The 13943-nt window shown below is 62.5% G+C and carries 13 protein-coding genes; 12 read left to right on the top strand and 1 reads right to left on the bottom strand.

The genetic code is table 11. The features are described 5' to 3' along the window. Positions 1-14: 14 nt before the first annotated feature. The 9 genes from NKH38_RS25530 to NKH38_RS25490 all read left to right on the top strand — a co-directional run bounded on the left by NKH38_RS25530 (position 15) and on the right by NKH38_RS25490 (position 9535). Positions 15-608: a hypothetical protein gene (locus NKH38_RS25530; protein ID WP_352761872.1), complete on the top strand. Its 594-nt coding sequence runs from the start codon at positions 15-17 to the stop codon at positions 606-608. Between the two features lie 230 nt (positions 609-838). Further along, positions 839-1435 (top strand): LysE family translocator, encoded by a 597-nt coding sequence (locus NKH38_RS25525; protein WP_352761871.1) that lies wholly within the window; start codon positions 839-841, stop codon positions 1433-1435. 225 nt (positions 1436-1660) lie between these two features. Beyond that, complete coding sequence (locus NKH38_RS25520) at positions 1661-2956, top strand: efflux RND transporter periplasmic adaptor subunit (protein ID WP_352761870.1); 1296 nt, start codon at positions 1661-1663, stop codon at positions 2954-2956. Then, positions 2953-6117, top strand: a complete 3165-nt coding sequence (locus NKH38_RS25515) for an efflux RND transporter permease subunit (RefSeq protein ID WP_352761869.1) — start codon at positions 2953-2955, stop codon at positions 6115-6117. Before NKH38_RS25520 ends, NKH38_RS25515 begins: the two co-directional genes overlap by 4 nt. 64 nt (positions 6118-6181) lie before the next feature. Beyond that, on the top strand, positions 6182-6805 hold the full coding sequence (gene nthA, locus NKH38_RS25510) for a nitrile hydratase subunit alpha (RefSeq protein WP_023699027.1): 624 nt from the start codon (positions 6182-6184) through the stop codon (positions 6803-6805). After that, positions 6802-7461, top strand: a complete 660-nt coding sequence (nthB, locus tag NKH38_RS25505) for a nitrile hydratase subunit beta (RefSeq protein ID WP_352761868.1) — start codon at positions 6802-6804, stop codon at positions 7459-7461. The genes nthA and nthB overlap by 4 nt, the downstream gene beginning before the upstream one ends. Further along, positions 7448-7822, top strand: a complete 375-nt coding sequence (locus NKH38_RS25500; RefSeq protein WP_352761867.1) for a nitrile hydratase accessory protein — start codon at positions 7448-7450, stop codon at positions 7820-7822. Before nthB ends, NKH38_RS25500 begins: the two co-directional genes overlap by 14 nt. 35 nt (positions 7823-7857) lie before the next feature. Beyond that, complete coding sequence (locus tag NKH38_RS25495) at positions 7858-8220, top strand: hypothetical protein (protein WP_023699024.1); 363 nt, start codon at positions 7858-7860, stop codon at positions 8218-8220. A gap of 187 nt (positions 8221-8407) precedes the next feature. Next, positions 8408-9535 carry an ATP-dependent DNA helicase gene (locus NKH38_RS25490; RefSeq protein ID WP_023668361.1) on the top strand — a complete coding sequence of 376 codons (1128 nt, stop codon included), beginning with the start codon at positions 8408-8410 and terminating at the stop codon, positions 9533-9535. Positions 9536-9569: 34 nt separating this feature from the next. Here the strand turns inward: NKH38_RS25490 and NKH38_RS25485 are convergent, their stop codons facing one another. Next, positions 9570-9989: a SpoIIAA family protein gene (locus tag NKH38_RS25485; RefSeq protein ID WP_023682069.1), complete on the bottom strand. Its 420-nt coding sequence runs from the start codon at positions 9987-9989 to the stop codon at positions 9570-9572. A gap of 112 nt (positions 9990-10101) precedes the next feature. Between NKH38_RS25485 and NKH38_RS25480 the strand changes: the two genes are divergently transcribed. The 3 genes from NKH38_RS25480 to NKH38_RS25470 all read left to right on the top strand — a co-directional run. Next, the gene (locus NKH38_RS25480; RefSeq protein ID WP_023690926.1) at positions 10102-10842 is read left to right on the top strand and encodes a pyridoxine 5'-phosphate synthase; all 741 of its coding nucleotides are present in this window, start codon (positions 10102-10104) and stop codon (positions 10840-10842) included. A gap of 77 nt (positions 10843-10919) precedes the next feature. Next, positions 10920-12833: a potassium transporter Kup gene (locus NKH38_RS25475; protein WP_031355777.1), complete on the top strand. Its 1914-nt coding sequence runs from the start codon at positions 10920-10922 to the stop codon at positions 12831-12833. 141 nt (positions 12834-12974) lie between these two features. After that, positions 12975-13943: KUP/HAK/KT family potassium transporter (locus tag NKH38_RS25470; protein WP_352904574.1), on the top strand; the 969-nt coding region annotated here is incomplete at its 3' end.

Genomic DNA, 13943 nt, shown 5'->3' with positions numbered 1-13943 from the left:
GAGGAGGGGTACCGATGAAGACCATATCCACAGGCAGAATGATCTCGCAGCCCTTGAGCGATGCCGAAGATGGCGAGGTCGTCTGGATGCCGGCCAAGTCGATCTGGGTCGGTGCGATGACGCTGATTGCGTTGGTGTTCGGGCCGCTGACCTTCAGCTGGAGCGCTTTCGCCCTGTTCGTAGCGACGACGGCGGTGACGATCTGCGCCGGACACTCGGTCGGCATGCATCGCCTGCTCATCCATCGCTCGTTCAAGGTTCACATCTGGCTCGAACACGCGCTGGTCTATCTCGGCACGCTCGTCGGCATGGCCGGTCCGTTCGGCATGATCTATGCGCATGACATACGAGACTGGGCGCAGCGCCAGACGGCTTGTCACGACCTGCACGCCCACCGCCGGCCTTTCTTCACCGACGCTTTCTGGCAAATGCATTGCGCCGTAGCGTTGCGCAATCCGCCTGACTCCGTCATCGAGCCGTCGACCAGAAACGACCGCTTCTACAAATTCGTCGAGCGGACCTGGATGCTGCAGCAACTGCCGTGGGCGATCCTTTTCTTGCTCCTCGGCGGGTGGAGCTGGGTGCCCTCGGCCTCGCGCATGGCGTGAAGCTTCCCGGGAACACGCCGAGGCGCAAAGGCCTGCGGCGTGTGGCTGGCCGTCAGGAGGCGGCCGCCGCTCCCAGCCTGTTGTCGGCGCGGGCCTACGGCAGGTAGACTGTGCCGGCCTGGCTGGCTCGGGATAGACGGATCACGGCGGAGCGCTTTGGACCAATGGAATGAGGTTGCGTCCAGCGCCCTGTCGACTTAAGTCAGCATTGCTGACCTTTGTGAGCCATCATGACCCTCGACGCTTTCCTTCCCCTTTTGGTCTACGCCTTCGTGACCTCGATCACGCCGGGGCCGAACAACCTCATGCTCTTGGCGTCGGGCGTGAATTTCGGCCTCGTCAGAACCATTCCGCATATGCTGGGCATCAGCATGGGTTTCCTGGTGCTGTTGCTTGCCGTCGGCTTCGGCCTAGGCGCAGTGCTGACGGCGTTTCCGGCCTTGCACGCCGGATTGAAGATCGCCGGCGGCGCCTACCTGCTCTATCTCGCCTGGAAGATAGCCATGTCGCGCTCGCTGTCCAGCAAGGGTGAGACGGAGGCACGGCCGATGCGGTTCATCGAGGCAGCCGCATTCCAGTGGGTCAATGCGAAAGCCTGGGTGATGGCGATCACCGCCATGGCCGTCTACTCCAATCCGGGCCACGCGTTCCTGTCAGTGGCGCTGATCGCGATCGCCTTCACCGTCGTCAACCTGCCGAGCGTCTCGGTGTGGGCCGGCTTCGGCACAGTGCTACGCGGATTCCTGTCGGATCCGGTGCGGCTGAAATGGTTCAACATCGCCATGGGCGTGCTCTTGGCGGCGACGCTCTGGCCGATGCTGAAATAGACGCATCCGGCCTGAAATCTCAACTGCATCCTGGCTGGTTTTCCGACTGCTGAGCCGGCTGCATAGTCATTGTGCAGTGCACATTAAATCTTCGTAATGCCGTGTTTTGGCCCTTTTCCGACAAATGTGCGTCCTATCTACTTCGGCGAGATCGCGGCAAGGCGCCGTGATTGCGTAGAATGAGACCACCGGGTTCGGCGTGTCGGATCATAGGGCTTTTAGTCGATGCGCGGTAAAGTCGTTCTGACGGTGGTGGTGGTAGCGGGCTGTGTCGCCGCGGCGTGGGTCTATTTTTCGCCGGCGGCGATGAGCAGTCTGCAGCAGATGCTGCCGGGCGCCAGGCAGACGGCAGCAGCGGACAAGCCGGCTGGATCGGACAAGGCTTCGGCCGACAAGGCTGGGGGCAAATCCGGCGCCGGCGGCAATGCCGCCCGTTCGGCCTCGATCGTCTCGGCCACCGCGACAATGGCGGATTTTCCGATCCGCCGTTACGCCATCGGCTTCGTGTCTTCGCCGGCCGTGGTCAACATCAACGCCCGCGTGTCCAGCCAGATCGTATCGATCGACGTCAAGGACGGCCAGATGGTGAAGGCCGGCGACCTGCTGTTCTCGCTCGACGACAGGGCGCTCAAGGCGCAGCTTGCCAAGGATCAGGCGACGCTCGCCAAGGACCAGGCCCTGCTAACCAGTTCGGGCTCCGATCTTCAGCGCGCCAAGGATCTCGTCGCCAAGCAGGCCGGCACGCAGCAGACTTACGATCAGGCGGTGGCGGCGCAAAAGGCTGCGGCGGCGACGGTCGATGCCGACAAGGCGACGATCGACGCCGACAATGTCCAGCTCGGCTTTGCCAGCATCAAGGCGCCGATTGCCGGCCGGCTGGGGGCGGTCAACGTTTCGGTCGGTGACCTCGTCACCTTGAGCAACGGAAACTCGAGCACGGCCACGCCGCTGGTGACGATCACCGAGATGGATCCGCTGCAAGTCAACTTCAACCTGCCGGAGAGTAACCTGGCGCTGCTGCACAAGGCGCTGGCCAACCCGCAGCAAGGCGCGGTGACGCTGACCAAGGATGGCGATCCGACGCCGATCGGCAAGGGCACGCTCGACTTCGTCGATTCTAGCGTCGACACCGCATCCGGCACCATCGCGACACGGGCGAGCATTCCCAATGCCGATCTTTCACTGTGGCCCGGCCAATATGTGAATGTCGTGCTCGACGCCGGCATCATGCCGCAGATGCCATCCATCCCGACGGTCGCGATCCAGCCCAGCCAGAAGGGGCCGTTCGTCTATGTCGTCAAGCCGGACAACACGGTCGAGATGCGGCCTGTGCAGGTGGCGCTGACCGAAGGCGAAAACAGCGCCATCAGCGAGGGCGTCAAGTCAGGCGAGAAGGTTGTCGTCGAGGGCCAAACCAGGCTGAAGGACGGCGCCAGCGTGCATGAAGGCAAGGCAACTGCCGGCGGTCAGGCAGCGCCCAAGGTGGCGGAAGCCGACAAAGCCGGCGGAGCTGCCCAATGATCTCAGAATTCTGCATAAGAAGGCCTGTCGCGACGCTGCTGATGTCGTTCGCGCTCGTGCTGGGCGGGCTGTTTGCCTACAAGTTCCTGCCGGTGGCGGCGCTGCCGAGCGCCGAATTCCCGGTCGTCAATGTCTCGGCCAACCTGGCCGGCGCGTCACCCGAAACCATGGCCACTTCGGTGGCGACGCCGCTGATCAAGCAGTTCGCCACCATTGCCGGCATCGATTCCATCTCGACCAGCAATTCGCTGGGACGCACGTCCATTGCCATCCAGTTCGTGCTCAACCGGGATATCGACGCGGCGGCCGCCGACGTGCAGGCGGCGATCGCACGCACGCAGCGGCAACTGCCGCCCGAGATGACAGCGCCGCCGAGCTATCGCAAGGTCAATCCGGCCGACGCGCCGATCCTTCTGATGTCGCTGGTCAGCGACACGGTTCCGCTCACCGACCTCGACGCCTTCGCCGAAAACGTCATCTCGCCCTCGCTGTCGACCATCGACGGCGTGGCGCAGGTGTCGATCTTCGGCCAGCAGAAATATGCGGTGCGCGTGCAGATCGACCCGACGGCGCTGGCGGCGCGCGGCATTTCGATCGACCAGCTGCAGACGGCAATCGCGTCGGCCAACTCCAACACGCCGCTCGGCGTCTTGCAGAACGACAAGCAGCAGCTGACCATCACGGCCAATACGCAGCTCACCGATGCCGCCGGGTTCTCCAACCTCATCATCGCCACCAAGAACGGCCATCCGGTGCGGCTGGGCGAGGTGACGCGCGTCATCGACTCGGTCGAGACCACGACGACTGCAAGCTGGTATGACGGCACGCGCGCCATCATCCTGGCGGTGCAGCGCCAGCCCGACGCCAACACGGTCGACGTCGTCGACAAGGTCAAGGCGATGCTGCCGTCGTTCAAGGACCAAATGCCGGCCGCCGCCGACATCAAGCTGCTCAACGACCGTTCGACCTCGATCCGCCAGGCCGTCGACGACGTCCAGTTCACGCTGCTTCTGACCATCGCTTTGGTGGTGATGGTGATCTTTGTCTTCCTGCGCCGGGTGACTGCAACCATCATTCCGGCCGTGGCGGTGCCGATCTCGTTGATCGCGACGCTCGGCGCCATGTTCCTGTTCGGCTTCTCCATCGACAACATCTCGCTGATGGGACTGACGCTCGCAGTCGGCCTCGTCGTCGACGACGCCATCGTCATGCTGGAAAACATCTTTCGCCACATGGAGGAGGACGGTCTCTCGGCCTTCGATGCCTCGCTGAAGGGCGCGCGCGAAATCGGCTTCACCATCATCTCGATCTCGATCTCGCTGGTGGCGGTGTTCATCCCCGTGCTTCTAATGGGCGGCGTCATCGGCCGCATCTTCAACGAATTCGCCGTCGTGGTGACGGTCGCCATCCTGGCTTCGATGTTCGTGTCGCTGACACTGACGCCAATGCTGTGTTCGCGCTTGCTGTCGGTGACCAAGGCCGATCGCGACAAGCATGCCCCCGGCCACAAGCAGGATATCGTCACCCGCGGCTATGACCGGCTTTTGACCTTCTGCCTGCGCCACACTTTTCTGGTGTTCCTCGTCTTCGTCGGCACGGCGGCAGGGTCGGTCTGGCTGATCGAGGTCTCGCCGAAAGGCTTTTTCCCGCAAGAGGATATCGGCCAGATCTCGGTGACGACGATCGCCAGGCAGGACATCTCCTACGACGCCATGGTCAAGCTGCAGAACCAGGCGGCAAGTGTCTTCTCGCGTTCGCCCTATGTCTCGCATGTGGCCTGGTCAGCCGGCGGCGGCAACAATGCGCTGAACCAGGGCCAGCTCTATGTGCAGCTGAAGGACAAGAGCCAGCGCCCCGACATCGATAAGGTGCTGTCGGATCTGCGGCGGCAGCTGGCCGTCGTGCCGGGGATCGATGCCTATATGCAGCCGGTGCAGAACCTGCGACTTGGCGCGCGTTCTTCCGCCAGCGCCTACCAGCTCGTCGTTCAGGGCCTCGATACCGGCCTGACCGACACATGGGCGCAAAAGCTCAACGATGCGATGGCGGCCGATCATGCGAATTTCACCGACGTCACCAGCGATCTGCAGAACAATTCATTGCAGGCGACGCTGGTGGTCGATCGCGACAAGGCGGCGTCGCTCGGCATCGACACCGACACGCTGCGCTCCAGTCTCTATGGCGGCTTCGGCACGGAGCAGGTCTCGACGATCTTCGGCTCGGCCGACAGCTACGAAGTCATCATGGAGCTCGATCCCAACATCGAATGGTCGCCCGAGCGCATGCTGGCCATCCAGGTCAGGACGGCAAGCGGCAGCCTGGTGCCGCTCGGCGCCTTTGCCCGCGTCGACCGCACCGCCGGCGCGCTGACGGTCAACCAGCTCGGCCAGCTGCCCGCGGTGACCATCTCCTACAACCTGCCGCAAGGCGTGGCGCTGGGCGACAGCACGGCCCGCATCGCCGCGCTGAAGGAGCAGATCGGCATGCCGCCGGCGATTTCGACCAGCTTTGCCGGCACCGCCAAGACCTTCCAGGACTCGCTGGCCAATCAGGGCCTGCTGATCGGCGGCGCCATTCTGACCATCTATATCGTACTCGGCATCCTCTATGAGAGCTTCATCCATCCGCTGACCATTCTGACCGGCCTGCCTTCGGCGGTGCTGGGCGCCGTGGTCGCGCTGCGCTTTGCCGGCATGGACCTGTCGGTGATCGCGGTGATCGGCATCCTGATGCTGATCGGCATCGTCAAGAAGAACGGCATCATGATGGTCGACGTCGCGCTGGAGCTGCGACGAGAAGGCATGTCGGCCAAGGAGTCCATACACAAGGCGTGCCTGATGCGTTTCAGGCCGATCATGATGACGACGTTGGCGGCGCTGATGGGCACGTTCCCGATCGCGCTCGGCACCGGCGCCAGTGCTGAGCTGCGCCAGCCGCTCGGTGTCGCGGTCGTCGGCGGGCTGCTCGCTTCCCAGGCGCTGACGCTGTTCGTCACCCCTGTCATCTATGTCTATTTCGAGAATTTCTCCGGGTGGCTGGTGAGCTTCTTCTCTTCGAAGAAGAACAAGCCGGCGCTGCATGCGGTCGAGAGCGGCGAGCAGGCGTCGCTGTTCGGCCCCGAGGACCGGCTCATCGAACCCCAGAAGGCCGCCGCCGAATAGGGGATAGCCCGTGGCCCAAGCTGTCATGCTTGCGGCCATGGGCCGCCGATCCTAATCTGAGATCATGTCCCATGATCATGACCACGACAATGAGCTCGACCCGTTTGCGGCGCGCGTGCGCGCGCTGGAGACCATCCTCACCGAAAAAGGCCTGATCGATCCGGCCGCAATCGACGTCATCGTCGACACCTATGAGACCAAGATCGGACCGCGCAACGGCGCCAGGGTGGTGGCGAAAGCCTGGAGCGATCCGGCCTTTGCCGAGTGGCTGAAGCGCGACGCGACTGCGGCGATCACCTCGCTGGGCTACACCGGCCGCCAGGGCGAGCACATGCAGGCGGTGTTCAACACGGACGAGACGCACAACCTCGTCGTCTGCACGCTGTGCTCCTGCTATCCGTGGTCGGTGCTCGGCCTGCCGCCGGTCTGGTACAAGGCGCCGCCCTATCGCTCGCGCGCCGTGATCGATCCGCGCGGCGTGCTGGAGGAGTTCGGGCTGACCTTGCCGGCGGAGAAAAACATCCGCGTCTGGGATTCGACTGCCGAACTGCGCTATCTCGTGGTGCCGATGCGGCCTGACGGTACCGAAGGCTGGAGTGAGGACCAACTCGCCGAACTGGTCAGCCGCGATGCGATGATCGGCACGGCGGTGGCCAAAGAACCCGGGACAAAGAAGGTACCGGCATGAACGGGCCGCAGGATCTCGGTGGGCAGATGGGTTTCGGGCCGGTCGCGCCCGAAAAGGACGAACCGTATTTTCATGCGGATTGGGAGAGGCGGGCGCTCGGCGTCACGCTGACTGCCGGCGCCATGGGCGCGTGGAACATCGACGAGAGCCGGCACGCCAGGGAATCGCTGCATCCGGCCGTCTATTATTCCTCGAGCTACTACCAGATCTGGATCAAAGCGCTCGAGGTGCTGCTGAAGCGCCATGGCTTCGTCAGCGAGCGCGATCTGACGGAGGGTAAGGCGGTCGATCCGGCGGCGACGCCCAAAAGGGTGTTGAAGGCCGAAAACGTGCCGGCGGTACTGGCCAAGGGCAGTCCCTGCGACCGGCCGGTCGAGACGGCGCCGCGCTTCAAGGCCGGCGACCCGGTGCGGACAAAGAATTTCAATCCCACCGGCCACACAAGGCTACCGCGTTATGCGCGCGGCAAGCACGGAGTTATCGAGGCCGTGCGTGACGGTTTTGTGTTCCCCGACAGCAACGCGCATGACAACGGTGAAAACCCGCAATGGGTCTATACCGTGGTCTTCGATGGCTTGGAAATCTGGGGCGAGGGCGCCGACTCGACGCTGACCGTCTCGATCGATGCCTGGGAGAGCTATCTTGAGCCGGCCTGAAGGTGCATTGCCGGCGGGTCTGGACGAACCGGTATTCGCCGAACCCTGGCAGGCCGAAGCCTTCGCCATGACGGTGGCGCTGCATGACAAGGGCTTGTTTTCGTGGAGCGAATGGGCCGATGCGCTGTCGGCGCAAGTGAAGAAGCCGGGCGCCGCAAGCGACGGCCACGACTATTACGAGCACTGGCTGGCAGCGCTGGAAACGCTGCTGGCGACCAAGGGCGTCGCCGGCAAAAACGATGTCGACACGCTCGCCGCCGCCTGGGAACGCGCCGCGCATGCAACCCCGCACGGCAAGCCGATTTTGTTGGAGAACGATCCCGGGCCGACCAGAGGTAGCGGCGGCGGCGCGAACATATAGTCCGCCTGTGGTTGGTGTTTGAAATCTGGCGGCCGATGCAACTAATTTTCGACGACCATGCCTTCGTCGTCCCCATAGACAAACGCCTCAACGACGGCGAAGCGGCCACGGTTTTTGGAAATGGCGACGAAGTCGTTGTCACCCAAGTGGAGGATCACTTGCTCGTCGCTGATGGTAACACGTTCTATGGTTCTGGCATTTTCGTCACTCAGACAGGCCGTGACCTCGGTATATATCGCGAACCCTGCGTCATCCGACAAGGAGACAACGATGCCATAACCAGGTTCGCCGTTTCGATCTTCTTTATCGACTTTCCGATCAGCCTGTCTGCGAACGACCTCATCAATATCCTCGCTTATAGGTGTCTGCGCCGATCTGCATCTCGATCATGTCCGTGATAGTGGCATTGCCCGATCTAGGTTCAAATGCCTGAATTCAAATCGTTCGTTATCCGCTTGCATGTTCACTTTACGTTCGCATTTGCGCCTGCTAGTTTGTCCCGTTGAAGGTGAGGCAATCCCATCGTTTTAAGCGGTGGTTGGCACCAAGCTTGTCTTTCTCTCGCGAATCCGGTCTGTCGAATCGATGGAATTCTCTCCCCAACAGGATGAGGCGTTGAAGGCGGTGGCGCGCTGGCTGAAAGAGGGCCGGCCACAGGTCTTCCGGCTGTTCGGCTATGCCGGCACCGGCAAGACCACGCTGGCGCGCTATTTTGCCGAGCATGTCGACGGGCAGGTGCAGTTCGCCGCCTTCACCGGCAAGGCGGCGCAGGTGCTGCGTTCCAAGGGCGCGGTCAATGCCCGCACCATCCATTCGTTGATCTACCGGCCGAAGGGCGAGGAATCGGTGTCGGACGAGGTGACCGGCAAGACCTCGATGTCGCCGACCTTCTCGCTCAATCGCCAAAGCCCTATTTCACGGGCGAAGCTGGTGGTCATCGACGAATGCTCGATGGTCGACGAGCAGCTTGGCCGCGACCTTCTGAGTTTTGGCACGCCGATCCTGGTGCTTGGCGATCCGGCGCAGCTACCGCCGATCTCGGGCGGCGGCTTTTTCACCGAGCATGAGCCGGATGTGCTCTTGACCGAAATCCACCGCCAGGCGCGCGACAATCCGATCATCCAGCTGGCGCTCGACGTGCGCGAGGGCCGCGAGTTCATGCGTGGCGACTACGGCACCGCGCAGGTCATCGGCAAGGAGGACGTCACCCAGGAGCTGGTGCTGAAGGCGGACCAGGTGTTGGTCGGCACCAACCGCACACGCCGCCGCTACAATCAGCGCCTGCGCGAGCTGAAGGGTTTCAATGCCGATTATCCGCAGGCCGGCGACAAGCTGGTCTGCCTGCGCAACGACCCCGCCAAGGGCCTGCTCAACGGTTCGCTGTGGAAGGTGATGACCTCGTCGCGCGAGACGGTGAAGCCGGGTATCAACCTTCTGGTCTCGCCCGAGGAGGACGATCCCGACCGCGGCGTCGCCAAGATCAAGCTGCTCAAGTCGGCTTTCGAGGATCCGGACGCCGATATCCCCTGGCAGCAGAAGAAGCGCTTTGACGATTTCGACTATGGCTACGCGCTGACCGTGCACAAGGCGCAGGGTTCGCAGTGGAACGACGTCGTGCTGTTCGACGAGAGCTGGGCGTTCAAGGAAACCCGCCAGCGCTGGCTTTATACCGCCATCACGCGGGCGGCAGAGCGGCTGACGATTGTTAGATAACTGGCGTTGGATAGCTGGCGTTAGATAGCCGGCGTCAGGTAGCAGCCGGCGCAGCAGGGCTGAGTGGCGTCGCACCCAGCCATTGCCAGGCATCCGCTTCGTCCTCGGCCGCGAAGTGCCTGAACTCGATGGGTGGCGAAGCCGGAAGGAAGTTCCGCGCATCCGCTATCCAGTCCGGCTCACCGATCGTCGCGCACCGGGCGATATGCTCTAGCGCATGAACCGTACCTTGTTTCAGCGTCTCGTCGTCCATATCGATCCAGTCGACGCCCTCATGGTCGACCAGCCGCACCAAGACGTCGATCCTCGGGTGCAGCGCGTAGGCAGCCTCCAGCAATCCGAACAGATTTTCGCCGTCGGCTGCCGATACATGGCCGACGACGTCGATGGCGAAAAGGTCCTCACGGTCGGTTTCGAGGCGGCGGATCGCGGGCACGGATTGGAGAAAATTCATTGGCTGGGTTCCCCCTTGCGAGCAGATGTCATCACTGGAACACCCGAAAGCCCCTGTCTGTTCCCATCAAAGGCAGTATAGATGCGCTGCACAAACAGCCGGACCTCACGCCATGCCCGCGAAACTCTCGGTCAATCTCAACGCCATCGCCATGCTGCGCAACCGCCGCGACCTGCCGTGGCCGAGCGTCACCGGGCTCGGCCGCCTGGCGCTGGCGGCCGGCGCGCACGGGCTGACGGTTCATCCGCGGCCCGACGAGCGCCACACCAGGCATTCCGACCTGCCGGAGATCCGGGCGCTGATCGACGACGAGTTTCCCAAGGCGGAATTCAACATCGAGGGCTACCCGACCGAGGATTTTCTGGCGCTTGTGGAAAGACACCAGCCGGAGCAGGTGACGCTGGTGCCCGACGATCCGGCGCAGGCGACATCGGACCATGGCTGGAACTTTGCCGCCGAGGCGGCGTTCCTTATCCCGATCGTCAAGCGTCTGAAAAAAGGGGGCTTCCGCGTGTCGCTGTTTTCCGATCCGGATCCCACCGGCGTCAATGCCGCGCGCGACACCGGCGCCGACCGCATCGAGCTCTATACCGGGCCCTACGGCAGCTATCATTCCGATTCCGCCAAGGCGCGGAAGGAGCTGGAAAGATTGGGAAAAACCGCGGATGCCGCACTCGCCGCCGGGCTCCAGGTCAATGCCGGGCACGATCTGGTGGTGAACAACCTTCCGGCATTGGCAAAGCGCATTCCGGCATTGGCCGAAGTGTCTATCGGACACGGGTTGACAGCCGATGCGTTGGAGTATGGCATGGCCGGCACGGTGGGGCGGTTTCTGAAGGCTTGCGGTTGGTAGCGGTGGTAGGCTCGTGTCGAAGGTGATATCGCATGACAGCAAGCAAGGCGCACCGCGCGGTGATCGGGGAGTAGTCGATGGCTCTTTCCAGCATCGGTAGCGAGGCTGAACCCGTCGAACAACCGAACCACTCCCAAACTGAACAGCACAGCACCAAAGTTCTGATGCTGGGCGCGCTTGGCGTCGTCTATGGCGATATCGGCACCAGCCCGATCTATGCCTTCCGCGAGGCGCTTCACGCTTCGCCTGGTACCGACACGCGTATAGATGTCCTGGGCGTGCTGTCGCTGATCGTCTGGGCGCTGACGATTATCGTCACCATAAAATACGTCGCTTTCGTGCTTCGCGCCGACAACAAGGGCGAGGGCGGCACGCTGTCCCTGATGGCGCTGGCGCGCAGCGCCTATCCAAAAGGCGCCAAGCTTATCCTCGGCATCGGACTTTGCGGGGCGTCGCTTTTTTTCGGAGACGCTATCATAACTCCGGCCATTTCCGTGCTGTCGGCAGTTGAGGGCCTGGAAGTGGTGACACCGACGCTGGAGGCCTATGTCGTTCCGATCACCTTGGTCATCCTGGCATTTCTGTTCTCCGTGCAGCGCTTCGGCACGGGGAAGGTGGCGGCAGTATTCGGGCCGGTGACGGCGCTATGGTTCCTGGCCATCGGCGTTTCCGGGCTCTACCACCTGATGGATGATCCTTCGGTGCTGTTGGCGATCAACCCGTATTATGCGATCGCCTACTTAGCCGGCACGCCGACCGCCGCTTTCGTGACCGTTGGTGCAGTGTTCCTGGCGGTAACGGGGGCCGAGGCGCTTTATGTCGACCTTGGACATTTCGGGCGCAAGCCGATCGTGCTCGCGTGGTTTTCCGTGGTGTTTCCTTGCCTGCTGCTCAACTACTTCGGCCAGGGCGCCTTTGTATTGGCGAATGGCGGCAGGCCGACCAATCCATTCTTCGAGATGTTGCCGGATTGGGCGCTGATGCCAATGGTCGGCTTGGCAACGGCCGCCACCGTGATCGCCAGTCAGGCGGTGATCTCGGGTGCTTTTTCGCTGGCACGTCAGGCAGTGCAACTCAACCTGCTGCCCCGCATCGAGGTGCAGCACACGTCCGAAATGCAGAGCGGCCAGATTTATATGCCGCGCGTCAACCTGCTCATAGCCGTGGGAGTGATGCTGCTGGTTGTCGGCTTCGGCAGCTCGAGTTCGCTGGCTTCCGCTTACGGAATTTCGGTAACCGGCGAGATGCTGATGACAACCATTCTGCTGTTCGTTGTCATGCGCAATTTGTGGAAATGGCAGCTTGGGCTTGCCCTGGCATTGGCCCTGTTGTTCGGCACCATCGACATGGGTTTCTTCCTGGCGAATGTCGTCAAGATCGTGGAAGGCGGATGGGTGTCAATATCCGTTGCCTGCCTCATGGGGCTGATCATGACCACCTGGATACGCGGCAGCCGCTATCTGTTCGACAAGACCCGGCGCAACGAAATCCCGCTCGATTTCCTCGCCGGCAATCTGCTGAAGAAGAAGCCGCAGCTGGTGTCCGGCACCGCCGTGTTCCTGACCAGCGATCCGCAAAGCGCGCCGACAGCGCTGATGCACAGCCTGAAGCACTACAAGGTGCTGCACGAGCAGAACGTCATTCTGTCGGTGGTCACCGCACCGCAGCCGCTGGTGCCCGACAGCGAGCGGGTCAAGATGGAGACAGTCAACGAGTTGTTCATGCGGGTGACGCTGACCTTCGGCTATATGGAGCAGCCCAACATTCCGCGCGCGCTGGCGATCTGCCGCAAGCAGGGCTGGAAGTTCGACATCATGACGACTTCGTTCTTCCTGTCGCGGCGCTCGCTCAAGGCATCGCCCAATTCCGGCATGCCGGTGTGGCAGGACAAGCTGTTCATCGGGCTCGCCCGCTCGGCGGCCGATGCGACGGAGTATTTCCAGATCCCGACCGGACGTGTGGTCGAGATCGGCACGCAGGTGGCGATCTGAGGTTTCCGGCAGCCTTTGACGCCACGCACCGGTCATTGCGGGGCAAGCCCTGCGCTGGGAACATGGTAGCCCTACCGTCACGGCACTTGATATTGCATCGCAGCAAGCGTAGAGCACCGCGCGCTTATCGGAGTGTCGTCCATGGCCCTTACCAATGCTGGTATTGAGGCAGAACCCGTCGAACAATCGAGCCATCCCGAAATCGAACAGCACAGCACCAAAGTTCTGATGCTGGGCGCGCTCGGTGTGGTCTATGGCGACATCGGCACCAGCCCGATCTACGCCTTCCGGGAAGCGCTTGTTGCGTCCTCCGGCGGGGAAATCGCCGAGCGCGGCGATATTCTGGGCGTGCTGTCGCTGATCATCTGGTCGTTGACGATTATCGTCACCATCAAATACATCATGTTCGTGCTCAGAGCCGACAACCGAGGCGAGGGCGGCGTGCTGTCGCTGATGGCGCTGGCGCGCGGCAGTTTCCCGACCCGCTCGGCGATCATCCTGGCCATCGGTGTTGTCGGCGCGTCATTGTTCTTCGGTGACGCCGTCATCACGCCGGCAATCTCGGTGCTTTCGGCGGTTGAAGGCATGAATGTCGTTACCCCGACCTTCCAGCCCTATGTCGTGCCGCTGACGCTGGTCATCCTGGCGATCCTGTTTTCGGTGCAGCGCTTCGGCACCGGCGGCGTGGCGCTGATCTTTGGCCCGATCACGGCGGTCTGGTTCCTGGCCATCGGTCTTTCGGGCTTGAACCACATCATCGCCGATCCCGAAATCCTGTGGGCGGTCAGCCCGCACTACATCGTCGCCTTCCTGATCAATTCGCCCGATGTCGCCTTCGTCACCATCGGCGCCATCTTCCTCGCCGTCACCGGCGCCGAAGCGCTTTATGCCGATCTCGGCCATTTCGGCCGCAAGCCCATCGTGCTCGCCTGGCTGGCGATCGTGTTTCCCTGCCTGCTGCTAAACTATGCCGGGCAGGGCGCTTTCGTGCTGGCGAAGAACGGTCACGTCGGCCATCCATTCTTCGAGATGAACGAAGGCTGGACGCTGATCCCGATGGTGGTATTGGCAACCGCGGCGACGGTTATCGCCAGCCAGGCGGTCATCTCC

The organism is Mesorhizobium sp. M1078 (genome assembly GCF_040318615.1).
Classification (GTDB): Bacteria; Pseudomonadota; Alphaproteobacteria; order Rhizobiales; family Rhizobiaceae; genus Mesorhizobium.
Note: the sequence above shows the minus strand (reverse complement) of the source record. Positions and strands in the feature narration are given on the sequence as shown.